Annotated in this window: 24 protein-coding genes; 10 read left to right on the forward strand and 14 right to left on the reverse strand. The window is 52.2% G+C overall.

What is annotated here, in order from left to right; translation table 11 throughout:
• Positions 1 to 14 precede the first annotated feature (14 nt).
• From msrB to L103DPR2_RS09010, 4 genes are read left to right on the forward strand one after another with little or no spacing between them, the layout of a single operon-like run.
• A complete protein-coding gene (gene msrB / locus L103DPR2_RS08995) occupies positions 15 to 428 on the forward strand; it encodes a peptide-methionine (R)-S-oxide reductase MsrB (protein ID WP_055361954.1) in 414 nt (137 codons plus the stop codon).
• Between the two features lies 1 nt (position 429).
• On the forward strand, positions 430 to 1,002 hold the full coding sequence (locus L103DPR2_RS09000) for a septation protein A (protein WP_055360784.1): 573 nt from the start codon (positions 430 to 432) through the stop codon (positions 1,000 to 1,002).
• Positions 999 to 1,286: a BolA family protein gene (locus L103DPR2_RS09005; protein ID WP_055360785.1), complete on the forward strand. Its 288-nt coding sequence runs from the start codon at positions 999 to 1,001 to the stop codon at positions 1,284 to 1,286. Before L103DPR2_RS09000 ends, L103DPR2_RS09005 begins: the two co-directional genes overlap by 4 nt.
• 24 nt (positions 1,287 to 1,310) lie before the next feature.
• Complete coding sequence (locus L103DPR2_RS09010) at positions 1,311 to 2,084, forward strand: peptidylprolyl isomerase (RefSeq protein ID WP_055360786.1); 774 nt, start codon at positions 1,311 to 1,313, stop codon at positions 2,082 to 2,084.
• An 82-nt stretch (positions 2,085 to 2,166) separates the two neighbouring features.
• Here the strand turns inward: L103DPR2_RS09010 and purL are convergent, their stop codons facing one another.
• On the reverse strand, positions 2,167 to 6,153 hold the full coding sequence (gene purL / locus L103DPR2_RS09015; RefSeq protein ID WP_055360787.1) for a phosphoribosylformylglycinamidine synthase: 3,987 nt from the start codon (positions 6,151 to 6,153) through the stop codon (positions 2,167 to 2,169).
• Between the two features lie 131 nt (positions 6,154 to 6,284).
• Here purL and map point away from each other — a divergent pair, with 131 nt between their 5' ends.
• Positions 6,285 to 7,088: a type I methionyl aminopeptidase gene (gene map / locus L103DPR2_RS09020; protein ID WP_055360788.1), complete on the forward strand. Its 804-nt coding sequence runs from the start codon at positions 6,285 to 6,287 to the stop codon at positions 7,086 to 7,088.
• 4 nt (positions 7,089 to 7,092) lie between these two features.
• Positions 7,093 to 9,726: a [protein-PII] uridylyltransferase gene (locus tag L103DPR2_RS09025; protein ID WP_055360789.1), complete on the forward strand. Its 2,634-nt coding sequence runs from the start codon at positions 7,093 to 7,095 to the stop codon at positions 9,724 to 9,726.
• Positions 9,727 to 9,760: 34 nt separating this feature from the next.
• On the opposite strand, the gene L103DPR2_RS09030 is transcribed toward L103DPR2_RS09025, so the two are convergent.
• Positions 9,761 to 12,061: a YgiQ family radical SAM protein gene (locus L103DPR2_RS09030; protein WP_055360790.1), complete on the reverse strand. Its 2,301-nt coding sequence runs from the start codon at positions 12,059 to 12,061 to the stop codon at positions 9,761 to 9,763.
• Positions 12,062 to 12,149: 88 nt separating this feature from the next.
• On the opposite strand from L103DPR2_RS09030, the gene L103DPR2_RS09035 reads away from it, so the two are divergent.
• The 3 genes from L103DPR2_RS09035 to L103DPR2_RS09045 are packed head-to-tail and all read left to right on the forward strand — an operon-like array spanning position 12,150 to position 13,970.
• Positions 12,150 to 12,761 carry an IMPACT family protein gene (locus tag L103DPR2_RS09035; protein WP_055360791.1) on the forward strand — a complete coding sequence of 204 codons (612 nt, stop codon included), beginning with the start codon at positions 12,150 to 12,152 and terminating at the stop codon, positions 12,759 to 12,761.
• A gap of 7 nt (positions 12,762 to 12,768) precedes the next feature.
• Positions 12,769 to 13,371, forward strand: coding sequence for a chromate transporter (locus tag L103DPR2_RS09040; protein WP_055360792.1), 603 nt, complete (start codon positions 12,769 to 12,771; stop codon positions 13,369 to 13,371).
• Complete coding sequence (locus tag L103DPR2_RS09045) at positions 13,368 to 13,970, forward strand: chromate transporter (RefSeq protein ID WP_055360793.1); 603 nt, start codon at positions 13,368 to 13,370, stop codon at positions 13,968 to 13,970. Before L103DPR2_RS09040 ends, L103DPR2_RS09045 begins: the two co-directional genes overlap by 4 nt.
• Here the strand turns inward: L103DPR2_RS09045 and rlmB are convergent.
• A complete protein-coding gene (gene rlmB, locus L103DPR2_RS09050; protein WP_055360794.1) occupies positions 13,967 to 14,704 on the reverse strand; it encodes a 23S rRNA (guanosine(2251)-2'-O)-methyltransferase RlmB in 738 nt (245 codons plus the stop codon). The two genes, L103DPR2_RS09045 and rlmB, sit on opposite strands and share 4 nt — an antisense overlap.
• Positions 14,705 to 14,711: 7 nt before the next feature.
• Positions 14,712 to 15,389, reverse strand: a complete 678-nt coding sequence (locus L103DPR2_RS09055; protein WP_055360795.1) for an ABC transporter ATP-binding protein — start codon at positions 15,387 to 15,389, stop codon at positions 14,712 to 14,714.
• Between L103DPR2_RS09055 and L103DPR2_RS09060 the strand changes: the two genes are divergently transcribed.
• Positions 15,388 to 16,074 (forward strand): arylesterase, encoded by a 687-nt coding sequence (locus L103DPR2_RS09060; protein WP_055361955.1) that lies wholly within the window; start codon positions 15,388 to 15,390, stop codon positions 16,072 to 16,074. The two genes, L103DPR2_RS09055 and L103DPR2_RS09060, sit on opposite strands and share 2 nt — an antisense overlap.
• 12 nt (positions 16,075 to 16,086) lie before the next feature.
• On the opposite strand, the gene L103DPR2_RS09065 is transcribed toward L103DPR2_RS09060, so the two are convergent.
• The 10 genes from L103DPR2_RS09065 to hfq form a co-directional block, all read right to left on the reverse strand.
• On the reverse strand, positions 16,087 to 16,284 hold the full coding sequence (locus L103DPR2_RS09065) for a hypothetical protein (RefSeq protein WP_055360796.1): 198 nt from the start codon (positions 16,282 to 16,284) through the stop codon (positions 16,087 to 16,089).
• Between the two features lie 64 nt (positions 16,285 to 16,348).
• Positions 16,349 to 17,575: a PLP-dependent transferase gene (locus tag L103DPR2_RS09070; RefSeq protein ID WP_055360797.1), complete on the reverse strand. Its 1,227-nt coding sequence runs from the start codon at positions 17,573 to 17,575 to the stop codon at positions 16,349 to 16,351.
• 15 nt (positions 17,576 to 17,590) lie between these two features.
• Positions 17,591 to 18,115, reverse strand: coding sequence for a phosphoribosyltransferase (locus tag L103DPR2_RS09075; protein WP_055360798.1), 525 nt, complete (start codon positions 18,113 to 18,115; stop codon positions 17,591 to 17,593).
• A 60-nt stretch (positions 18,116 to 18,175) separates the two neighbouring features.
• Entirely contained in the window at positions 18,176 to 19,555 is a 1,380-nt protein-coding gene (locus tag L103DPR2_RS09080; protein ID WP_055360799.1) for an adenylosuccinate synthase, read from the reverse strand.
• Positions 19,552 to 20,727 (reverse strand): ATP phosphoribosyltransferase regulatory subunit, encoded by a 1,176-nt coding sequence (locus L103DPR2_RS09085; RefSeq protein WP_055360800.1) that lies wholly within the window; start codon positions 20,725 to 20,727, stop codon positions 19,552 to 19,554. Before L103DPR2_RS09085 ends, L103DPR2_RS09080 begins: the two co-directional genes overlap by 4 nt.
• 50 nt (positions 20,728 to 20,777) lie before the next feature.
• Positions 20,778 to 20,969: a DUF2065 domain-containing protein gene (locus tag L103DPR2_RS09090; protein WP_055360801.1), complete on the reverse strand. Its 192-nt coding sequence runs from the start codon at positions 20,967 to 20,969 to the stop codon at positions 20,778 to 20,780.
• Positions 20,970 to 21,881 carry a protease modulator HflC gene (gene hflC, locus L103DPR2_RS09095; protein ID WP_055360802.1) on the reverse strand — a complete coding sequence of 304 codons (912 nt, stop codon included), beginning with the start codon at positions 21,879 to 21,881 and terminating at the stop codon, positions 20,970 to 20,972. It abuts the gene before it with no gap.
• A 12-nt stretch (positions 21,882 to 21,893) separates the two neighbouring features.
• A complete protein-coding gene (gene hflK, locus L103DPR2_RS09100; protein ID WP_055360803.1) occupies positions 21,894 to 23,291 on the reverse strand; it encodes an FtsH protease activity modulator HflK in 1,398 nt (465 codons plus the stop codon).
• A gap of 56 nt (positions 23,292 to 23,347) precedes the next feature.
• Positions 23,348 to 24,538, reverse strand: coding sequence for a GTPase HflX (gene hflX, locus L103DPR2_RS09105; RefSeq protein WP_055360804.1), 1,191 nt, complete (start codon positions 24,536 to 24,538; stop codon positions 23,348 to 23,350).
• Positions 24,539 to 24,547: 9 nt separating this feature from the next.
• The gene (hfq, locus tag L103DPR2_RS09110) at positions 24,548 to 24,796 is read right to left on the reverse strand and encodes an RNA chaperone Hfq (RefSeq protein WP_055360805.1); all 249 of its coding nucleotides are present in this window, start codon (positions 24,794 to 24,796) and stop codon (positions 24,548 to 24,550) included.
• Positions 24,797 to 24,804 lie beyond the last annotated feature (8 nt).

Consider the following 24,804-nt stretch of genomic DNA (forward strand, 5'->3'; position numbering starts at 1 on the left):
TGGAGTGAATGAACATGACAAGTTCCAACTTACCCAAAACCGACGATGAATGGCGCGCTTGGCTGCGCGCGCGCAATGCAGAGCCATTGGCTTTCGAAGTGACGCGCAAAGCGGCAACAGAGCGCCCCTTCACAGGCAAATACGAAACACATTGGGAACCAGGTCAATACACCTGTATCTGCTGCGATGCGGTATTGTTCGATGCCACAACCAAGTTTGATGCAGGATGCGGCTGGCCCTCGTTCTACCAAGCCGCCAATGAAAATGCAATTGCACAAAAGGTCGACCGAAGTCACGGCATGGTGCGCGTTGAAAGTGTTTGCGCCCAATGTGGCGCACACCTTGGCCATGTGTTTGAAGACGGTCCCGAACCCACAGGTTTGCGTTACTGCATGAATTCAGCTTCTTTGAATTTCGAAAAAAAATAAGATGAAAATTGCACTCGATTTATTTCCCATCTTGTTATTTTTTGGGGCTTACAAATTTGCGGACATCTACGCGGCCACGGCTGTCTTGATGGCCGCCACCGTCATTCAAAGTTTGTGGATGTACAAGCTAGACGGCAAGTTGGCCACCATGCAAAAAGCAACGCTGGGCTTGATTCTGGTTTTTGGTAGCCTCACCCTTTTCTTGCACGATGAACGCTTCATCAAATTCAAACCCACCCTGCTTTATGGCTGCTTGGGCCTCGGATTATGGGTGTCGCAGTTTGTGTTCAAAAAGAACTTTCTGAAGACCATGTTGGGTGCGCAAGTTAACTTGCCTCATGCCAATTGGCAATCCCTCAGTGTGGCTTGGACGATGTATTGCTTTTTCATGGCCGCATTGAACGCTTACGTCGCCATTGAATTTACGACCGAAGAGTGGGTTAATTTTAAAATTTGGGGTTATGTCTTTCCATTGATGTTCATCGTTGGAACAGGCATTTACATTGCAAAGCACATTCCTTCTGAAGAGGCTGAGACTTCTGTTAAGCCCGGTGACACGCCTCCTTCGCCATGAACAAGCCCTTAACTTTACAAAACAATGAGCCTTGGCAACCCCTGATCGAACAGGTTTTGCGGCAGCGATTTCAGCCGACTTTTCTCGAAGTCATCGATGAAAGTTCACAGCATGCGGGCCATTCAGGTGCCACCGACAGCGGCATGAACAGTCATTTTAGGGTTCGCATCGCTTCTTCTCATTTTGAGAATATCAGCCGCGTTCAGCGCCATCGTCTTGTGTATGATTCGCTCCAAGAATTCTTAGACAACGGTCTTCATGCCCTGGCCATAGAATTTCGATAACTTTTAATTGATTTGAGGATCCCGATGAAAATTTCTAAATTGGCCCTGAGTTTGGTGGCGGCATTCAGCATGTCTGCCTGGGCACAGAACTTGGCTGTGGTGAATGGCAAGCCTGTTCCCAGCTCACGCGTAGAAGCCCTGAAGCAGCAAGTTGAACGCTCTGGCCGACCTGTCACCCCCGAAATCTTGGCCCAGATCAAAGAAGAGCTGATTGCCCGCGAAATTTTCATGCAAGAAGCCCGTAAGCGCGGTCTCGATGCCAGCGAAGATTACAAAGCACAACTTGAATTGGCACGCCAAAGCCTGTTGATTCGTGAACTCTTTGCCAACTTCCAGAAAAAGAACCCCGTCACTGACGCCGAAATCAAAGCTGAATACGACAAGTTCGTGGCAGCCAATGGCGGCAAGGAATACCGTGCGCGTCACATCTTGGTTGAGAAAGAAGATGAAGCCAAGGCCCTGATTGCCGAGATCAAAAAAGGTGGCAAATTTGAAGATCTGGCCAAAAAGGCTTCTAAAGATCCAGGTTCTGGTGCCAATGGCGGTGACCTCGATTGGGCCAATGCGGCCAGCTATGTACCCGAGTTTTCAAATGCCATGGTGAAACTTGACAAAGGTCAGATGACAGATGCGCCAGTGAAAAGCCAGTTTGGTTTTCACATCATTCGTGTGGACGATGTGCGCGAAGCTCAATTGCCTAAATTGGATGAAGTGAAACCCCAAATCACCCAGCAATTGACGCAATCTAAGCTGGGTAAATTCCAAGAAGACTTGCGCGCTAAAGCCAAGGTTCAGTAAGACAAGCAGAACTGCAACGCATCCGCGACGCGGTTCTTCTCGGAAGAAAGCACTGAACACCGAAAGGTGTCAGTGCTTTTTTTTATTTCAGCCAGCGACGCGCGTTTTGCCACATGCGCAACCATGGGCTGTGCGATGAAATATCACCCGTGGTGAAACTCATTTGAACGTTGCGGAACACACGCTCAGGATGCGGCATCATGGCTGTAAAGCGACCGTCGGCCGTTGTCACTGCCGTCAAGCCAGCAGGACTGCCATTGGGATTGGCGGGGTAGGCTTCTGTGGCGGCACCCCAGTTGTCCACGAAACGCATGGCGCCAATCGCTCTGTTAGCATTGCCGCGGTATTTGAAATTTGCATAGCCTTCACCGTGCGCCACTGCGATGGGCAAACGACTACCGGCCATGTCTTGGAAAAACAGACTGGGCGACGGCAAGACTTCCACCATGGAGAGACGCGCTTCAAAGCGTTCACTTTGGTTGGTGGTGAAGCGTGGCCAATCTTGTGCGCCAGGAATGATGTCTGCCAACTCAGCAAACATCTGGCAACCATTGCAAACACCCAAGCCAAAGGTATCTTGGCGCGCAAAGTAAGATTTAAATTGTTCTGACAAGGCGGGATTGAATGTGATGCTGCGGGCCCAACCAATGCCTGCGCCCAAGGTGTCACCGTAACTGAAACCCCCGCAAGCCACCAAGCCTTGAAAGTCTTTCAAGCTGACCCGACCCCTTTGCAAATCTGTCATGTGAACATCGTGCGATTCAAAACCGGCTTCTGCGAATGCATAGGCCATTTCCACATGCGAGTTGACGCCCTGCTCACGCAGAATGGCCACTTTGGGTTTGGCCAAATTCAACCAGGGTGCCGCTACATTCTCCTCTGGCTTGAATGTCAAAGCGACGTGCAAACCAGGATTGGCAGGGTTACCTGCTGAAGCGTGTTCGCTGTCTGCGCAAACGGGGTTGTCACGCTGTTGGCAAATTTTCCAACTGACGCTGTCCCAAACTTGGTGGAGGTCTTCTAATTTGGCAGAAAATATCTCTTGGGTGTCACGCCAAATGCTGATCTCGCCAACACCTTTTTGAACCGCTGCTTGCACAGGGCGCGTTTTACCAATGACGTGGCTGTGTTTGGACAAGCCATGATCACGCAAGGCTTGCATCACTTCCCCGCGATCTTGGGTGTTGATTTGAATCACCACGCCCAGTTCTTCATTGAACAAGGCTTTGAGTGTCAATTCATGACGACGAGCGCTGACTTGTTGAGCCCAGTTTTTGGCATCGCCATGGTCGGCACGGCTGTCTGAAATGCCATCGCCCTCTGTCACCAGCATGTCCAAATTAAGCGCTACGCCCACTTGTCCGGCAAAACACATTTCAGCCACGGCACAGAACAAGCCGCCATCACTGCGATCGTGATACGCCAGCAGTTTGTCTTGGGCGCGCAATTGATTGATCACTTTGACCAAGTTGACCAAATTGGCGGGCGTTTCCAAATCAGGCACCTGATCGCCCGATTGATTGAGCACCTGACTCAAGATGCTGCCACCCATGCGCGATTGGCCATGGCTGAGATCAATCAGAATGAGCGACGTGTCATCCAAGGTGGCATTCAATTGAGGCGTGAGCGTTCTACGCACATCCGGCAAACTGGCGAAGGCACTGACAATCAAACTGACTGGCGACGTCACTTTGCGTGTTTGACCATCCACGGCCCACTGGGTTTTCATCGACAAACTGTCTTTGCCCACGGGAATTGACACACCCAGTGCGGGGCACAGTTCAAGACCAACCGCTTTGACGGTTTCATACAACGCAGCATCTTCACCCGGTTCGCCGCAAGCTGCCATCCAATTGGCGCTGAGTTTGACTCGGTCGAGTTCAATGGGTGCCGCCAACAAATTGGTAATGGCTTCAGCCACGGCCATACGACCCGATGCCGCTGCGTCAACGCTGGCCAATGGCGTGCGTTCGCCCATGCTCATGGCCTCACCTTGGAAACTTTGATAGTCGGCCAAGGTGACTGCGCAATCGGCCACGGGCACTTGCCATGGACCGACCATTTGATCTCTGTGCGTCAAGCCGCCCACGGTGCGGTCACCAATGGTGATGAGGAAACGTTTGGAAGCCACAGTAGGATGGCTCAAGACTTGAACCACTGCGTCTTGCAAATCAACACCGGTGAGATTGAGCGGCGTGATATTGCGCTTGAGCGACTTCACATCACGGTGCATTTTGGGCGGCTTGCCCAACAGCACATTCATCGGCATGTTGACAGGATTTTCGGTTTCAGGCGATGTGGCTTGGTCATCGGCCAAAATCAATTGTCGCTCTTCAGTGGCAACACCTACGACGGCAAATGGGCAACGCTCGCGCTCGCAAAAGGCTTTGAATTGAGACAAAGATTCAGGTGCGATGGCCAAGACGTAGCGCTCTTGACTTTCGTTGGACCAAATTTCTTTGGGTGACAAGCCAGAAGCTTCCAAAGGCACTGCGCGCAAATCAAAACGCGCCCCACGACCTGCGTCGTTGGTGAGTTCTGGGAAGGCATTGGACAAACCGCCGGCCCCCACATCGTGAATCGCCAAAATAGGATTGTCTTTGCCCATCACCCAGCAATGGTTGATGACCTCTTGCGCGCGACGTTCAATTTCAGGATTGCCACGTTGAACAGAATCGAAATCCAAGTTGGCTGCGTTGGTGCCGGATGCCATGGAACTGGCCGCACTGCCTCCCATGCCAATCAGCATGCCTGGGCCGCCCAATTGAATCAGCAGCGTGCCCGCAGGAAATTGGATCTTTTGGGTTTGAATGTCGTCGATGACGCCCAAGCCTCCCGCAATCATGATGGGCTTGTGATAACCCCGCAAAACACCGTCCACTTCTTGTTCATATTCACGAAAGTAACCCAACAAGTTAGGACGGCCAAATTCATTGTTGAACGCTGCGCCCCCCAATGGGCCTTCGGTCATGATCTGCAACGGACTGGCCATGTGATCAGGTTTACCGTGTGGACTGTTCCACAATTTGGAGACTGTAAATCCTGTTAAACCGGCTTTGGGTTTGGAGCCTCGTCCTGTCGCACCTTCGTCACGAATCTCACCACCTGCCCCGGTTGAAGCGCCAGGGAAAGGCGAAATGGCGGTGGGATGGTTGTGCGTCTCAACTTTCATCAACACATGGTGAAGCGCTTTTTCTTTGGCATAGGCGCCACCATTTTTCGCGACAAAGCGTTCAACTTCATGGCCCGTCATGATGGACGCGTTGTCTGAATACGCCACAACAGTGTGTTGAGGGTTTTGCTGATGGGTATGGCGAATCATGCCAAACAAGCTATGAGATTGGGCTTGTCCATCGATGGTGAATTGGGCGTTGAAAATTTTATGACGGCAGTGCTCGCTGTTGGCCTGCGCAAACATCATCAACTCAACGTCCGTAGGATTGCGCCCCAGTTGCTGAAATGAATTGAGCAAATAATCAATTTCGTCCTCGGCTAAGGCCAAGCCAAATTCTTGATTGGCCTTGACCAATGCTGTGCGTCCACCCTTCATCACATCCACATGCAAAAGGGGTTGCGCTTGAAGTTCTGTGAACAGGGCCAATGCATCTTCGCGTTTTGCAAGGATGGACTCTGTCATGCGGTCGTGCAACAAATCGGCCAAAGCCAACTGAATTTGTGGCTGCAGGTTTTGCACCTGAGATGCAGAACGCATTTGCAAGCGGTATTCAACCAAGCGTTCGATGCGGCGAACCGTCAGGCCACAGTTGTGTGCAATGTCCGTGGCTTTGGATGCCCATGGTGACACTGTCCCTAAACGAGGCGATACACAAAGGTGCCAATCCAATTTGCTGTTGGCCGTGGGCACTGCAGGGTCACCGTAAGTCAGCAGGGAAGCTAGAACCTTCTGTGCATCGTCTGAGAGGGGCGACTCGCTGGCAACGAGGTGGAGGAAGTGGCCAGACAGACCCGTCACATCGGGGCAAATGACCTGCAGGCGCGGCAGAAGTTGCTGAATACGGAATTCGCTGAGGGCGTTGCCGCCGTCCAAGATGAGAGTTTGCAGGGTCACAGGGTGGCCTTGAGGGCAGTAGGGAAAGTGTCTCAAATGCCGCTGACTGGGGCACTGAACGAGTGCTTATTTTAACCGCTGACAAGTCCATTTTGAGCAAAGTTATCCGTTGGATGGGATAATCACCCCCCATGACGATCACCCCCAAAGACCCCCAAGGCGCAGAAGGCATGCGAGTCGCCGGCCGACTGGCTTCCGAAGTACTCGATTATTTGACACCCTTTGTGGTGCCAGGTGTCACCACCAACGAACTGGACAAATTGGCCCACGATTACATGGTCAATGTTCAAGGCACCATTCCAGCCCCACTGAACTACCAGCCCCCAGGTTATTCGCCCTATCCCAAATCCATTTGCACTTCCATTAACCATCAGGTTTGCCACGGCATCCCCAATGAGAAAGCCTTGAAAAAAGGTGACATCGTCAACATTGACATCACTGTCATCAAAGATGGGTGGCATGGCGACACCAGCCGCATGTTCATGGTGGGCGACGTTTCCATTGCGGCCAAAAGACTTTGCAACGCCACCTACGAAGCCATGTGGCATGGCATTGCGCAAGTCAAACCGGGCGCTCGCTTAGGCGACATTGGTTGGGCCATTCAAAAATTCGCTGAGAACATGGGCTTTTCCATTGTTCGTGAGTTTTGCGGTCATGGCATTGGGCGCGTGTTTCATGAGGAGCCTCAAGTTTTGCATTATGGAAAACCTGGCACCTTGGAGGAACTCAAGCCGGGCATGACCTTCACCATTGAACCCATGATCAACGCTGGTAAGCGCGAGATCAAGGAAATGGGCGATGGTTGGACCATCGTCACCAAAGACCGCTCTTTGTCAGCCCAGTGGGAACACACCATCTTGGTGACGGATACATGCTACGAAGTCCTGACTTTGTCAGCAGGAAGCCCACCCGTTCCCGCTTTCATCAAGGGCTAAGACCATGGCTGACTTGTCGGCATTTCGAGACTCCTATCGTCAAGAAAAGCAGGCGCTGTGGGCCAACATTGCCAACAGCGCAGCCAATGGCCGTGGCTTGAAACGCAGCCTGATGCGATTGGCCACGCTGGCCGACAAATTATTGATCCAACTGTGGAACCAAGCTGGCTTTGACAATGGTGAAAGCCTCATTGCCGTCGGCGGTTTTGGACGGGGCGAGTTGTTCCCCTCCTCCGACTTGGATGTCCTGGTCTTGTTGCCCGACCACGCCAATCCTGATGCGTCAGAAGAACTCAAAACCAAACTTGAGAATTTCATCGGCAGTTGCTGGGACAGCGGTTTGGAAATTGGGTCGAGTGTCCGTACCCTCAAGGATTGCCTAGAGGAGTCTGCCAAAGACATCACGGTGCAAACTTCGCTGCTCGAGAGCCGCTACATCACCGGCAGCAAATCTTTGTTTGCGAAGTTTCAAAGTAGCTACCAAGCCGCCATGGACCCCCATGCTTTTTTTGTAGCCAAATCACTGGAACTTCAGCAGCGCCACAACAAATTTGAAAACACGCCCTATTCTCTTGAGCCCAATTGCAAAGAATCACCTGGTGGTTTGCGCGATTTGCAAATCATCTTGTGGGTCACACGGGCTGCAGGCTTGGGAAGTACTTGGGACGATTTGGCAATCAAAGGTTTGGCCACTCCTTTAGAAGTTAAGCAGATCAAACGCAACGAAGCCGTTTTAAGCCTCATCCGCGCAAGGCTTCATTTGCTGGCCAAACGTCGAGAAGATCGCTTGGTTTTTGATTTGCAACATGCACTGGCCGAAAGTTTTGGGTATCAAGCCAAAAGTACACCAGAGGGCAAGCACACCCAGCGCGCCAGTGAAGTGCTGATGCGTCAATACTACTGGGCTGCCAAGGCCGTGACGCAGTTGAACCAAATTTTGATGCTCAACATCGAAGCGTATCTGCAAGCGCAACGCGGCGACATTCGCATTGAAGTGAGGCGTTTGAACGATCATTTTGACGAACGCAATGGTTTGTTGGAAGTGGCACAAGATGACTTGTACCAAAAGCACCCACACGCCATTCTTGAGACATTCTTGATGTACCAGCAAACGCACGGCGTGAAGGGCCTGTCAGCCAAAACCTTGCGTGCGCTCTACAACGTTCGCAACGTCATGGATGCCAAGTTTCGGCGCGATCCTGTCAACCGCGCTACATTTCTGAAAATTTTGCAGGAAAGCCAAGGCATCACGCATGCACTTCGCTTGATGAACCAAACTTCCGTGTTGGGTCGATACCTGTGGGTGTTCAGAAACATTGTGGGTCAGATGCAGCACGATCTGTTTCACGTCTATACCGTGGACCAGCACATCATGATGGTCTTGCGCAACGTCCGCCGTTTTTTCATTGCAGACCATGCGCACGAGTACCCATTTTGCTCTCAACTTGCAGCAGGATGGGACAAGCCCTACATCCTCTACACAGCCGCCCTGTTTCACGACATCGCCAAAGGGCGCGGTGGCGATCACTCGAAGTTGGGTGTGGCTGAAGTTCAACAATTTTGCAGGCAACACGGTATCCCCAAAGAAGATGCCAAGCTGATTGCTTTCTTGGTCGGGGAGCACTTGACCATGAGCCATGTGGCTCAAAAGGAAGACTTGAGCGATCCGGACGTCGTTGCAGCGTTTGCCAAACGTGTGGGCAACGAACGTCATTTAACGGCCCTGTACCTGCTGACAGTGGCCGACATTCGTGGCACCAGTCCCAAAGTGTGGAATGCCTGGAAAGGCAAGTTACTCGAAGATTTGTACAGATACACCTTGCGCGTGTTGGGCGGTCGTGCGCCTGATGCCAATGCCGAAATTGAAGCCCGTAAACGTGATGCCTTGATTGAATTGGCACGTCACTCCGAACCGCACGATGGCCAAAAGGCATTATGGGATACCTTGGACGTGGGCTACTTTATGCGCCATGATGCCAGCGAAATTGCTTGGCATGCACGCCAACTGTCGCGCTACGTTGCTAAACCTGGAGAAACCGCCATAGCCAACTTAGATGGCAAAAGCATCGTTCGCGCACGCATCTCCCCCATCGGCGAAGGCTTGCAGATTTTGGTTTACACCGCCGATCAACCCGATTTGTTTGCGCGCATTTGCGGCTATTTTGATCAAGCCGGATTTAGCATTTTGGATGCCAAAATTCACACCGCCAACAATGGCTACGCCCTCGATACATTCCAAGTGGTGACGTCTTTGCTCCCGGAGCATTACCGTGAGTTGATCACCATGGTGGAATCTGGGTTGTGCAGCACCATTGACCGTCAAGGAACTCTGCCCGCGCCTACAAAAGGACGTGTCTCTCGGCGTGTGAAAAATTTCCCCATTGCACCCCGCATCACCTTGCACCCCGACGAAAAAGCCCAAAGCTGGCTCTTGGGTATTTCGGCAAGCGATCGACTGGGTTTGCTTTACAGCGTGGCAACCGTGCTGGCAAAGCACGGTATCAGCCTCAAGTTGGCCAAGATCAGTACCTTGGGTGAACGTGTCGAAGACACCTTCTTAATTGAAGGATCAGCCTTGCAACACAACCGTGAGCAAATTGAAATTGAGACCGAGTTGTTGCAAGTCTTGCAGGCTTGAAGCTGCCTAGTCGCCGCATCGGATCAGGCCTTGCTTAGCGCTTTTTGCGCGGTGGCAAACCTGTATGCTGGGTCAGCACTTGGCCCTTGCGGGGTGAACCCGTGGGGGTGCTGTTCTTGCGGCGCGCACTCTGATACTCATCCGACAAAGGTTGCCACGTAGGAATGAGGTGGTGTTTGCCATTGCCAATCAAGTCAGCACGGCCCATTGCTTTCAAGGCGTCCCGCAACAAGGGCCAGTGATTGGCATCGTGGTAACGCAAGAAAGCCTTGTGCAAACGACGACGCTTCTCCCCTTTCACAACATCCACTTTTTCACTGTCGCGTGTCACTTTGCGCAGCGGATTGCGTGTGGTGTGGTACATGGCCGTGGCGCTTGCCATCGGACTGGGGTAGAAAGTTTGAACTTGGTCTGCTCTGAAACCGTTTTTCTTGAGCCAGATGGCCAAATTCATCATGTCTTCGTCACTGGTGCCTGGATGAGCCGCAATGAAATAAGGCACCAAAAATTGTTTCTTGCCCGCTTCTGCGCTGAACTTGTCGAACATGCTTTTGAAGCGATCGTAAGTGCCAATGCCGGGCTTCATCATTTTGGACAGCGGACCCGTCTCGGTGTGCTCAGGCGCAATTTTCAAATAGCCACCGACATGGTGCGTCACCAACTCTTTAACGTACTCTGGACTCTGAACGGCCAAGTCATAACGCAAACCAGAACCAATCAGAATTTTCTTGATGCCCTTGATGCTGCGGGCTTTGCGGTACATCTGAACCAAGGGACCGTGGTCGGTGGTGAGGTTGCTGCAAATGCCGGGGAACACACAACTGGGTTTGCGACACGCCGCTTCAATCTCGGGACTTTTGCATCCCAATCGGTACATGTTGGCCGTAGGGCCGCCGAGGTCTGAAATAACCCCCGTGAAGCCTTTGACTTTGTCTCGAATGTCTTCAATTTCTCGCAGCACGGAGGCTTCACTTCGACTTTGAATGATGCGACCTTCGTGTTCGGTGATTGAACAGAAAGTACACCCGCCAAAGCAACCTCGCATGATGTTGACCGAAAAGCGAATCATCTCCCATGCAGGAATTTTGGTTGCTCCATCGTGCGAACCATTTTCGTCTGCATAGCTGGGATGAGGACTGCGTGCATAGGGCAAGTCAAACACCGCATCCATTTCAGCCGTTGTCAAAGGAATAGGGGGGGGTGTAATCCACACATCACGCGCTGTATGGTCTTCGCCATGGGCTTGAACCAAACAACGTGCATTGCCCGGATTGGTCTCCAAATGCAACACACGATTGGCGTGCGCATACAAGACGGGATCGCTTTTAACTTGCTCATAACTGGGCAAGCGAATCACACTTCGATCTCGGGGAGGCACCTTGTGCAAGCCTTTGCCTTTGAGCGCTGGCATGTTGGGGTTAGACACAAACTGAAGGGTTTGTTCTGTTTTCAAATTCGAAAGGCTGGCTTTGGCATTCTCTTGATTTGCCACAGCCTGTGCTTCATCCTCACGGGCACAACTGGCGCCATTGCTTTTGGCCTGCTCCGAAATCATCAAATACGGATTGATGTGTGCTTCGACATGCCCTGGAGAATCAACGGTGGTAGAGTCAATTTCAAACCAGCCTTCAGGCGTTTGACGGCGCACAAACGCAGTACCTCGAACATCCGTAATTTCTTGCACAGGGACTTTGGCGGCCAAACGGTGCGCAATTTCAACCACAGCACGCTCGGCATTGCCATACAACAACAAGTCACATTTGCTGTCAACCACGATGGAGCGGCGAACCTTGTCTGACCAGTAATCGTAGTGTGCAATGCGGCGCAGAGAACCCTCGATGCCACCCAAAACAATGGGCACATCTGGAAACGCTTCACGGCATCGTTGGCTGTAGACAATGGCAGCACGGTCGGGGCGTTTTCCACCGATATCGCCGGAGGTGTAGGCATCATCAGAACGAATTTTGCGATCCGCCGTGTACCGGTTGATCATGGAATCCATGTTGCCAGCCGTAACGCCCCAAAACAAATTGGGTTTGCCCAAGGCTTTGAATGGTTCAGCGCTTTGCCAGTCAGGCTGGGCAATGATGCCGACCCTGAAACCTTGCGCCTCAAGCATGCGGCCAATGACAGCCATGCCGAAGCTTGGGTGATCAACATAGGCATCGCCTGTGACCAAAATGATGTCGCAACTGTCCCAACCCAGCTGGGTCATTTCTGAACGGCTCATGGGCAAAAACGGGGCCGTGCCAAAGCGCGCTGCCCAGAACTTGCGATAACTGGTCAGGGGTTTCGCTTCACGCGGAAAAAAGGAGACATCGACGAAGGCGTTCATGAACCAATCTGGAGAGGAATTCCCCGAGTTTAGAGCCTCTACAAGGTCTGTGTCGGTTGAAAGGTCTTTCTCATCCGATAATTGAGCCATGCCCATGACTTTGCTAGCGCCGGTGGACCATGAGTTGGTCATTAAAAAAAGCCGCTTTTTGGCCCGTGTTCAGCCGGTCAAGAATCGTGCAGAGGCGCAAGCACTCGTTTTGCACCTCAAGCAAGCCCACCCCGATGCCGTTCATGTTTGTTGGGCCATGTTGGCCGGAGGTGATTCTGCGGCCCAAGACGATGGCGAACCCAGCGGCACTGCAGGAAGACCGATGCTGGAAGTCTTGCGGCATCAAGATTTGGACGGGGTGGTGGCCACCGTGGTTCGGTATTTTGGGGGTATCAAACTGGGTGCGGGCGGCTTGGTCAGAGCCTATACCGATGCTGTTGCACAAGCACTTCTGGTCGCTGAAAAGTCACCCATCGTCCCCAAAATTGAACTGACATGTTGGGTCCCCTATGACATGGAGGGCTGGCTTCGACGCCAAGCTCAAATGGCGGAAGTCAGTATTTTGAGTGTCAGCCATGAAAGTTTGGTTCAATTTGTACTTGAAATTCCCAAAGTTCAGTCAGTGGAGTGGCAACAGGCACTGAACGATCTGGGCCAAGGCAAATTGGTCTGGGCAGATGCAAATACCCGTTCTGCGTCTCAAGGATAATTGACGCATGACTTCTGAAGAATCTGAAATTCGACAGCCCCAATCAAAGACCGAACTCTTCGTGGCTTTCACCCTGATGGCTCTTCAGGGTGTTGGCGGCGTCTTGGTCATCGTTCAACACGAATTGGTCAACCGTCGAAAGTGGCTCACACAAGCGCAATTTGTGGAGGAATGGTCGGTAGCGCAAGTCATGCCAGGCCCCAATGTGGTCAACCTTTGCTTGATGTTGGGCGGCAAATATTTTGGTCTCGCGGGTGCACTGGCTGCAGTCAGTGGCCTGATCATGGCGCCCATGCTGCTGGTCTTGACCTTGGCCATTTTGTTCGGTGGCGTGTCAGACAGTGCTGTGGCACAAGGTGCGCTCAAAGGCATGGGGGCTGTGTCGGGCGGCTTGATCATTGCAACAGGCTTGAAACTCTCCAAGACAATGCCTCAAAACCCGCTCGGGCTTTGGCTGGCCATTACCTTTGCCCTTATCACTTTCGCGGCGGTTGGTATTTTTCGCATTTCTTTGATTTGGGTCTTGCTCGGCTTAGGGCTGCTCGCTTGCCTACTCACTTACCGTGCTTTGGGGATCACATCCAAGCTGCATGAGGCTGACACCAAATGAATGAGGTCTTGAATTTAAGTCCTCAGGATTGGCTGAGTCTGTTCACGCACTTTGCCCTGCTGTCAGTGCTTGGCGTGGGAGGTGCCATCACCACCGCGCCTGAAATGCATCGGTATTTGGTGGACGAGAAGAATTGGCTGACCGATGCCTCATTCTCCTCATCAATTGCATTGGCCCAGTCTGCCCCTGGCCCCAATGTGTTGTTTGTGGCTTTGATGGGATGGAACATTGGCCTCAATGCGGGTGGCGGATTGTCTGCGGGTCCGCATGCATGGGCGTTAGGCATGTTGGGCGTGTTGATCACCATGGTGGGCATCATGCTGCCCTCCTCCATCTTGACGTACCAAGCCACTCAATGGACTCATAAAAATCGAAATTTACGCTCTGTGCGCGCCTTCAAATCTGGCATGGCCCCCATTGTCATTGGTCTGTTGGTGTCGACAGGTTGGTTGCTGTCAGCCGCTCACCGAGACTTTCAGCAAGACTGGAAGCTTTGGTTGGTGACAGCGACTGCAACCGTGTTAATGCTTAGAACCAATTTGCATCTGCTGTGGATGATTGCCATTGGTGGCGTTTTGGGTGGTGCTGGCCTGCTTTAAGCCAGACGTTGCCGCACGGCTTCAAACAAGCAAACACCACTTGCCACAGACACATTCAGGCTTTCAACCGCGCCTTGCATCGGGATGCTAACCAACTCATCGCAGGTCTTGCGCGTTAATTGACGCATGCCTGGACCTTCTGCACCCAGCACCAACGCAACAGGCGCTTTGAGGTCCACCTGGTAAATATTTTTGGACGCGTCACCACTGGTACCAATCACCCAAATGGCGCGTTCTTTCAATTCACCCAAAGTGCGCGCCAAATTGGTCACCATGAAATAAGGGACTGTTTCAGCAGCACCACTGGCCACCTTGGCCACTGTGGCATTGATGCCAGCAGCATGGTCCTTTGGGGCAATGACGGCATGCGCACCGGCGCCATCGGCCACACGCAAGCATGCACCTAAGTTATGGGGGTCCGTGATGCCATCCAAAACCAACAGCAAAGGTGGCCCTTGAACTTGATCTAACAAATCGTCGAGGGAATGCGCTTGGGGCAGTGTTTCTACGCGCGCAGCCACGCCTTGGTGGCCGTGGCTGCCGGCCAACTTGGCCAAACGCATGCTGTCTGCTTCAATGAGTCGAACACCGGCCTCTTGAGCGCGTTCAATGAATTGGCGCATGCGAGCATCGCGGCGGGTGGACTCGAAATAAATTTCAACAATGGATTGCGGTGCCGTTTTCAAACGGACACCCACGGCATGGAAGCCGAAAAGAACTTTGGGAGAAGACATGCCCCGATTATCCTTGGGATATGAGCTGTCCAGCTTGCAAAGTGAGCGTTCTATGGCAACGCTGGGCCAATTTGTGGTCGTGTGTGACCAAAATGAGGGTGGTCCCTCGGGCTTGATTCATGGAGAGCATCAAATCCATGATGCTTTCACCGGTTTGCGCATCGAGACTGCCTGTCGGCTCATCCGCCAACAGAAGCTGAGGCTGAACCACAAAAGCCCTGGCCAATGCAACCCGTTGTTGTTCTCCACCACTCAACACTTTAGGGAAATGCGTCAAACGCTGCGACAAGCCAACCTGGGTCAGTATGTCCTTGGCCAATCGAGATGCGTCTCGATGACCCGCCAGCTCTAGTGGCAACATGACGTTTTCCAGTGCAGTCAAATGGCCCATGAGTTGAAAATTCTGAAAGACAAATCCCAATTGCTGACCGCGCCATGCTGCACGTTCGTCTTCTGACATGTCAAACAAAGATTTGCCCGCCAACATGACACGCCCCTCAGTAGGCGTGTCAAGGCCCGCCATCAATGACAACAAAGTACTTTTGCCCGAGCCGGATGCGCCCAAAATGGCCACAGTCTCCCCAGCTTTTACGGTGAAATCAATATCACGCAAAATAGACAGCGTTCCGCTGACATCCTGTACGGCTTTGCTGACGTGCTGGATTGAAATGATTGTTTCTGACATGCACCTACCTTTATTGCGATTTCGACACTTTAACCGCCTTGTTGTGGGCTTGTTGGCCATGGGTTTATCTGTTGCGACGAGCTTTGCGCAAAACACCTCAACACAGACACCCACACAAGCCCCCAAAGTCTTGATCGTGGGAGATTCACTGAGTGCCGAGTATGGACTGACGCGTGGCACAGGCTGGGTCGATCACATGGCCCAACAAGCCCAGCGCGAATCAACGCCCGTTCAATTGATCAATGCCAGCATCAGTGGTGACACAACTTCAGGGGGCGTCACGCGACTGCCCTCGCTGCTCAAACTTCACCAACCCCATGTGGTCATCATTGAGCTGGGGGGCAACGACGCATTGCGAGGCTTGGACATGAACCTGACCCAAAGCAATTTGTTGACGATGATCAAAGCCAGTCAAGCAACGGGTGCCAAGGTGTTGGTGATTGCGATGCAAGTCCCGCCCAACTACGGCGCCAATTACCTGAAGCAAATGTCAACGGCTTATGAAAAGGTCAGCAAGTCGACGGGAGCAGCCTTGAACCAGCAGTTTCTCAAAGGCGTTGCAGACGACCCCGATCCCTTGAAGTGGTTTCAGGCCGACCGCATTCATCCAAACGAAAAAGCACAGCCCTTGATGATGAAAAATGTGTGGCCGCAATTGAAAAAAATGCTACAGGCAAAGCCTTAAAAGAAAAGCAATTCAGGGCTGTGGCAAATTGGGCTGAGAAGTATGGGGCTCTGAATTCGAATCTGAATCTTGACCCAGTTCTGGGTCATTGGACTCACCGTCGGGCGAGTCCAATTTGCGCTCAGCTTTGGCTTTCAGTTTGTCTTCTTTCTTGCGCTTCTTCGCCAATTCTTTTTGACGTTTTTCGTAGCCGTAATTGGGAGTTGCCAAGATGTTTCTTTCTAATGAATGGCATCCACTGTATCAGCTTGCCATCCATCTCTTGGCAAATTGATCAAATATTCAAGCAGTGCGTTGCGGCTTGTGACAAATCAGCCATCAAATCATCGGCAGATTCAAATCCCGTAGAGAATCGAACCAAGAAGCCTGGCTGCAACTGTGCAGGCCAATCGGAGCGCATGCTGGCGATGTTGTAAGGCACCACCAAACTCACAGGGCCGCCCCAACTGTAGCCAATTTTGAAGAGCTTCAAAGTGTCGCAAAACGCATCCACTTGAGTTTGCGTCAGTTTGGGGCTTAGCATGACACTGAACAGACCCGCCGCATGACCGGCCCCCCCATGAGGGGCACACAAAGCTTTCCAGTGAGCGTGGCCAGGCGAGCCTTCAATGGCAGGATGCATCACTTGCACACACGCCGTTTGTGATTGCCACCAAGTGGCCAATTTTCGAGCCGTTTGATCTTGAGCCTCGTAGCGCAAGGTGATGGTGGGCAGTGAACGCAAAATTGACTCGACATCGTTGGGCCCTACACAAATGCCCAATCGCATCATGGTCAGTTTGAGCTTCATGGCCAAACCATCGTCACAGGTCATGACGCTGCCCATCAGGACATCGCCACCCCCACTGGGGTACTTGGTCAACGCATGGGCTGTCATGTCAACAGACAGGCTGCCGTCGCCTAACAAATCAAAGGGCTTGAAAGCCAAGCCTGCGCCCCAAGTGTTGTCCAAGGCCGTGATCACCGAGTGCGTTTTGCATGTTTGAACCAACGCAATGAGGTCAGGAAACTCCATGCTGACAGAGCCTGGCGCCTCCAGCCAAACCAGCTTGGTGTTGGCTTGAATTTTGTCAGCCAGGTCTTTGGGGTTCATGGCATCGTAGTACGTGTGCGTGATGCCAAAGGACTGCAATTCACCTTCCGCCAATGTTTTGTTGGGGCCATATGAATTGTCTGGCAAGAGCACATGGTCGCCAGTTTTCAGAACTGCAAATGCTGCCACCGCCAATGCGGATAAACCACTGGGCGTGAGCACGCAATGTTTGCCACCTTCTAAGGTGCAAAGGCGTTCTTCTAAGGTGAAGGATGAGGGAGTGCCGTGGGTGCCGTAGGTGTAGGCGGATTTGTCTTTCCATTCCCGCTGGCGCATGGCGGCCACATTGGGAAAGAAAACCGTTGAGGCTTTGAAAATACCCGGCTGAGGTGCTTGGAACTCAGCCGGTGGCGTGTAGCCGTGGTGTATCAGTTGGGTTGACGTGTGGGATGTGTTTTTTTCAGACATCCCAATATCCTACCTTCAGACTTTCCACTTTTCCATCAATTTTTCTGGATTGAGGCTGTCATAGCCTTCAAATGGTTGATGAATCCAAGGGTTGGTAGGCAAAAAGTCAACCGAGTAATCAGGCTGAAAACCGGAAACACCCTTGGTCCAAATCACGGCACTGCGCAATTCAGTGATGGGCTTGTAGTTGGTTTTGAGCATGTTGACCACCGCGTTCAAGGTGTGACCCGAGTCGGCCAAATCATCTACCAACAAAACACGGCCAGCGATCTCGCCTTTAGGAGTTGTGATGAAACGGGCGATGTCCAAGTGACCTTGAACAGTGCCTGCATCTGCGCGATAAGAGCTGGTCGACATGATGGCCAAAGGCTTGTCAAAAATGCGCGACAAAATGTCGCCTGGACGCATGCCGCCACGGGCCAAGCACAAGATGGTGTCAAATTCCCAGCCGGATTGGTGCACCTTGATGGCCAGCTTTTCAATCAGGTTGTGGTACTCGTCGTAGCTTACGTACAGGTGTTTGCCGTCTTCAGTCAGCATGAATGTTCTCCGATGGTTTGTTCACTGCACGCCAAAGTGCAATGAGGTGTTGAAAATGAATTAATGAGTGGCCGCAAAGGGGTTGTGCATCAAGATGGTGTGATCACGGTCTGGGCTGGTGGAGACCATGTGAATGGGTACACCCGTGACCTCTTCAATGCGTTGCAAATACAAACGGGCATTGACTGGCAATTTGTCCAACTGCGTCACACCGACCGTGCTGTCAGTCCAGCCTTGAATGGTTTCATAAATGGGTTTGCAACGGGCAATGTCATCGGCCCCCATCGGCAGAATGTCGACAACTTCGCCATCGAGTTCGTAACCCGTGCAGAGTTGCAACTCTTTCAAGCCATCCAACACATCCAGCTTGGTAATGCACAAGCCCGACAAGCCATTGACTTGTGCGCTGCGCTTGAGCAAAGCGGCATCGAACCAACCACAGCGGCGGCTGCGGCCAGTGGTCACACCTTTTTCAGCGCCCACCGTGCTCATGTGCCAACCGGGTGTGCCTTCTTTTTCCCATTCAAGTTCGGTCGGGAAAGGACCGCCGCCGACGCGTGTGCAATATGCTTTGGTAATGCCCAACACGTAGTGCAACATGCCAGGGCCGACACCTGAGCCCGCTGCGGCATTGCCTGCCACGCAATTGCTGGAAGTGACATAAGGATAAGTGCCGTGATCGATGTCGAGCAAAGTACCTTGTGCACCTTCAAACAGCAAGTTGGCACCCAAGCGGTGTGCATCATTGAGTTCGCGAGACACGTCGGCCATCATGGGTTTGAGCAGCGCTGCGTGTTCCATCGCCTCTTTGTAAACCACGTCAAACTGAACTTGGCCATTTTGAATATATGGCTTGAGGGCATCACCAAAAGTGAATTTCTCTGAACCCAAGAAAGAGGTTAGCACATGGTTGTGCAAGTCCAACAACTCTTTAAGCTTGCCTGCAAAGCGTTCTGGATATTTCAAGTCTTGAACACGCAGTGCACGACGCGCAATTTTGTCTTCGTAGGCAGGGCCAATGCCGCGACCTGTCGTGCCAATTTTCTCAGCGCCACCCTGTTCGCGCGCCGCTTCGCGTGCCACATCAATGGCCGCATGGAATGGCAAGATCAAAGGACAGGCTTCGCTGATGCGCAAACGCGAGCGCACTTCAACACCCGCTTTTTCCAGGCCCGCAATTTCTTCAAACAACTTCCCAGCGGACAGCACCACACCATTGCCGATGTAACACTTCACGCCAGGGCGCATGATGCCACTGGGAATCAAATGCAGCGCTGTTTTGACGCCATTGATCACCAAGGTGTGGCCTGCGTTGTGACCGCCTTGAAAGCGCACAACACCTTGTGCACTTTCAGTCAGCCAGTCCACTAATTTACCCTTGCCCTCGTCACCCCACTGGGTGCCCACAACGACAACGTTACGTCCTTTGGTCATGTTCATTTTGCTTTGTTTTCAATGGCTTTAACTACCCACTGCCCCGCCACTTCGATGAGTTGGCGATCGCATTGGAATTCATCAATTTCGCTGTCGTGTCCCGGCAAGATACAGACAACTGTTTCGCCTTGCTGGCGAAGTTTGGCAATGGCCAAACGCAAATCAGTCGACATTCCCCAAGGTGCGCGAATGGCCGCCTTGAGCGTGAGTTGAGGCACTGCACCGACCCACTGCTTCAGATCCAAACTGAAACCGACAGCTGGCCGATCTCGGCTGATTTCGTGGCCGAACACAGCACCCACACCGTCATAGCGACCACCGCGAACCACTGCGTCACTGGCACCTTTGGCATAAATTGCAAATCGCAGACCGCTGTAATACGCATAGCCACGAGCGTCGGCTAAATCAAATTTAAATTGAACTTGCGGAAGTTGTTCACTGAGCCATTTCAACTGATCAATGGCCAATTGAATTTGGGGCTTGGCGGGCAATATGGCCAGTGCACGGTTCAAGACAGATGCATCGCCGTACAAATCAATCAGACTCATCAATCCAGCTTGAATGTCCGTTGGAAATTTTTGAGTCAATTCAGCAAGGGCAGAAGAATTTTTGGACGCCAAGGCGGCATACACATCGCCCCGCGTTGCTTCATTCAAAGACAAGCCTTCAAGCAAGCTGCTGACAATTCGCGCATCGGCCAAGTCCACCAGCACTTCACCCATTTGCGCTGCATGCAAACAATCAAGGGCCAATTGCAAGACTTCTAAATCGGCCTCTAGGCCAGAGTGGCCAAAAATTTCGGCACCCAATTGCAAAGGCTCGCGTGTGGCGTGTGGACGGTCGGGTTGGGTGTGTAAAACGGGGCCACAGTAACAAAGGCGAGTGACGCCTTGGCGGTTGAGCAAATGCGCATCAATGCGCGCAACTTGTGGCGTGGTGTCGGCACGCAAACCCATCATGCGACCTGATATTTGATCGACCAGTTTGAAGGTTTGAAGGTCAAGGGCCTTGCCTGTGCCAGTGAGCAAAGACTCAATGTGCTCCAGCAGGGGCGGCGACACCAACTCAAAGCCATAGCTTCGGGCTGTGTCTAAAAGCAATCTTCGGAGTTCTTCGATGTGTCTGGCTTCTGAAGGCAAGACATCGGCGATGTGATCCGGGAGGACCCAAGCGGACATGGCAAATAAGGGGGCTGTTAAAACAGGGATTTTACCGGTTCAAACAGGGTCTAAATGAGCCAAATTAAAAGAAAGAAGCCAAGCAAGACAATGGCCAAGCCAAAAAATCGAATTTGACCGTCTTGTAGTTGCAACAACTGGGTGAACATTTCACGCCATCGGGTGGGTGAAATGAGGGGCAAAAGCCCCTCAAAAATCAAAACCAGGGCGATTGCCGCCAGGATGGAGGCCCCAAAGTCCACTTATTTCTTAGCAGGTGCTGCAACGGGTGCAGGTGCTACGTTGCCCCGCATGGTTTTGAAAAAGTCTGAATTGCTAGGGTCCAAGACCATGACATCGCTCTTCTTGGCAAAGCTGGCTTTATAAGCATCTAAGCTGCGATAAAACTGTGCGAACTGAGGATCACGTCCAAAAGCTTCGTTGTAAATGCGTGCTGCCTGAGAATCGCCCTGCCCTTTGATTTTTTGGGCTTCGCGGTAAGCATTGGCAATGGTCACTTCGCGTTGCCGATCCGCATCGGCTCGGATTTTTTCACCCTCGGCCGCACCGGTTGAACGAAGCTCATTGGCAACGCGTTTGCGTTCGGCCTCCATTCGTCGGTAGACAGACTCAGTGATGGCATCGACATAGTCAGCGCGCGTGATGCGCACATCCACCACATCAACACCCCAAGGCTTGTCGCCCCGCACCTTTTCCAAGACTTCACGTTTGACGTCGTTCATCAGAACATCGCGGCTCAAAGACAACAAATCCTTGACCGTGCGTTTGTTAATTTCTTCTTGAAAAGCATTTCGAACAACGCGGTTCAATTGGTTGGCACCTGACTTTTCGTCCAGGCCAACGTTTCGAATGTAGGCCATTGGATCGGTGATGCGCCAACGCACGTACCAGTCAATGACCACACGCTGCTTTTCTGCAGTCAACATGGGTTCGGTGTCTGGGCTGTCCAGAGTCAACAAACGTTTATCGATGTAGGTGACATTTTGAAGGGGCGGTGGCAACTTGATGTTCAGACCTGGCTCAGTAATCACTTCTTTGATTTGACCGAGTGCATAAACCACGCCAAATTGGCGTTGATCCACCACGAACAACATTGAACTGGCCAAAGCCAAGACCAGCAACAGGGACGAGGCCCACATTCCAATACGATTCATTTTGCTGAGTCCTTAACGAATATCACGGTCACGAGAGCGAAGGCTGTCTCGAGATCTGGGGTCAACAGGTGGCGCGACTTGAGCAGGGGCAGCTGACGCGGCATTGCCGTTGGCATTGACCTCCGGCGAAGCGCCTGGGGCCAAGGGTGAACTAGTGACTTGCATCAATTTGTCCAAGGGCAAATACATCAGGTTGGAACCCTGTTTGCTGTCCACCACCACCTTGGTGACGTTGGTGTAAATCTGCTGCATGGCGTCAAGGTACATGCGATCACGCGTCACCTGAGGGGCTTTTTGGTACTCGGGCAACACCGCTTTGAAGCGTTGTGCGTCACCTTCGGCCTGCGCCACAATTCGCTCGCGATAGGCCTGCGACTCTTCTTTCAAACGTGACGCTGCACCCACAGCACGTGGCACCACATCGTTGGCGTAAGCTTGCGCTTCGTTTTTAGCGCGTTCACGTTCTTGCCCCGCTTTGAGCACATCGTCGAATGCAGCCTGCACTTGCTCGGGTGGACGCACGCCACCTTGCTGCAAGTTGATGCCAACCACTTCAATGCCCACCTTGTAACGGTCCAAAATGTTTTGCATCAGCGCACGAACGCGCGGTGCAATTTGATCTCGTTCTTCTGCAAGGGCTGAGTCCATTTTCATTTTGCCGACCACTTCACGCACAGCTGTTTCAGCAGCTTGAACGACAGCTTCGGTGGGATTTTTGCTTTCAAACAAATAGGCGCGTGCATCGTTCAAACGGTACTGCACTGCAAATTTTATTTCGACGATGTTCTCGTCTTCCGTCAACATGGCAGATTCACGCAAACCGGTGGCCTTGATGACATTGTCGCGGCCAATGTCAACTGAACGAATTTGAGTCACAAACACCAACTCATGCTTTTGAATGGGATAAGGCAAGCGCCAATTAAAACCAGCACCGACAGTGGCTTTGTACTTGCCAAACTGCGTGATCACAGCTTGTTGACCCTCTTGCACAATGAAGAAGCCTGTGCCCATCCAGATCAGCAACAAAGCGCCCAAAATAACGCCAACACCTAAATTCCTGAAGACAGGGGGAATGCCATTAGGAGAAGCGCCGTTGGGTGGACCTTTGTGGGGTGGTCCGCCATTTTTGCCACCCAAGAACTGAGACAGCTTGCGATTCAGATCACGCCAAAGTTCGTCCAAATCAGGGGGGCCCGATTGGGCACCCGGTTTGTTGGAAGATGAACCCGAAGGATTGCCATGGGGTTGTTGAGACTGGCCAGAGGGCGGCGCAGAAGGATGCGAGCCGTCTTGCCCCTCTTGGGATGGCTTGTCGTCTCCACGACCCCAGCGCGGGTCGTTCAAATTGAACATGCCGCGAATGCGTTGCGGAATGGCTGTCCAGCCTAAAGCACGGGGATTAAAGTTCATTTGTTTTTCTAGCTGATTGATCTGCTTGCACTCATTGTGCCCAATCCCAGTGTGAATTATGGGAGGTCGTCTGAATTTTCCCCGAAATTATCAAGGGCAAAACGTGGATCTGTTGCTGGCGTAGGCTCTGCCGAGTCCTTCATGACTTCTTGGGCCAGCCATTGACGCAACAACGGCAAGCCTTCGCCAGACTGCGCACTGACAAAAATGCGCGTCAGTGCCTGGCCATCCACTTCGTATTCGTCTTGAAAAGCCAAAGGACAACGCTCTGGGGGAAGGTTGTCTATTTTGTTAAATACAAGCCATTGAGGCACGTGATCGGCCCCGATTTCATGCAAAACACGCTGAACTTCCGTCATTTGTTCTGGGAAGTTGGGATTGGATGCATCCACCACGTGAATCAACAAGTCGGCATCAGCAGCCTCTTGCAGGGTGGCTTGAAACGCATCGATCAAACCATGAGGCAAATCACGAATGAAACCCACCGTGTCTGAGACCGAAGCACTGCGGCCCGCCTCACCCAGATACAGCTGACGTGTGGTGGTGTCGAGGGTGGCAAACAACTGATCAGCGGCATAAGCTCTTGCCTTGACCAAGGCATTGAACAAAGTTGATTTTCCCGCGTTGGTGTAACCCACCAAAGAAACATTGAAAGCGTTACGACGATCGCGCTGACGCCTTTGCGTCGACCTTTGTTTTTTGACTTTGGTCAAGCGCTCTTTGGTGCGCTTGATGGCGTCACTGATCATGCGCCGGTCCAATTCGATTTGAGTCTCGCCAGGACCACCCCGTGTGCCAATGCCGCCACGCTGCCGCTCCAAGTGCGACCAACGTCGAACCAAGCGCGTGCTGAGGTACTGCAGGCGGGCCAACTCAACCTGCAATTTACCTTCATGGCTGCGCGCGCGTTGCGCAAAAATCTCCAAAATAAGGAGCGTTCTATCGTTGACTGGAAGACCCATGTGACGCTCTAGGTTGCGCTGTTGCGCTGGGCTGAGCGATTGATCGAACAGAATTTCACGAGCGCCCATTTGCTCGGCCATGAATTTAATTTCGTCTGCCTTACCTGAACCCACAAACAATGCCGCATCGGGGGCTTTGCGCTTGCAGGTTATTTTGGCCACGGGCTGCATGCCCGCAGTGAGGGCCAATTGGCTAAGTTCATCCAGTTCACCATCGAAATGTGGCAAACCAAAATCAACACCGACCAACAAGGCCGGCGTTGAATCCACCGATTCTTTGCTCAAAGGAAAAATTTAAGCAGGCGTGTCTTCAGCAGCGTCAGTACCGGAAAGGTTCACTGCGCGACCAGGGACAATGGTGGAAATAGCGTGCTTGTAGACCATTTGAGTGACGGTATTGCGAAGCAAAACGACGTACTGGTCAAAAGACTCAATTTGGCCTTGAAGCTTGATGCCATTGACCAAATAAATGGAAACTGGCACATGCTCGCGGCGCAAGGCGTTGAGGAAGGGATCTTGCAAAAGTTGCCCTTTGTTGTTCACGATATTCT

The organism is Limnohabitans sp. 103DPR2 (assembly GCF_001412575.1).
Lineage (GTDB): Bacteria > Pseudomonadota > Gammaproteobacteria > Burkholderiales > Burkholderiaceae_C > Limnohabitans_A.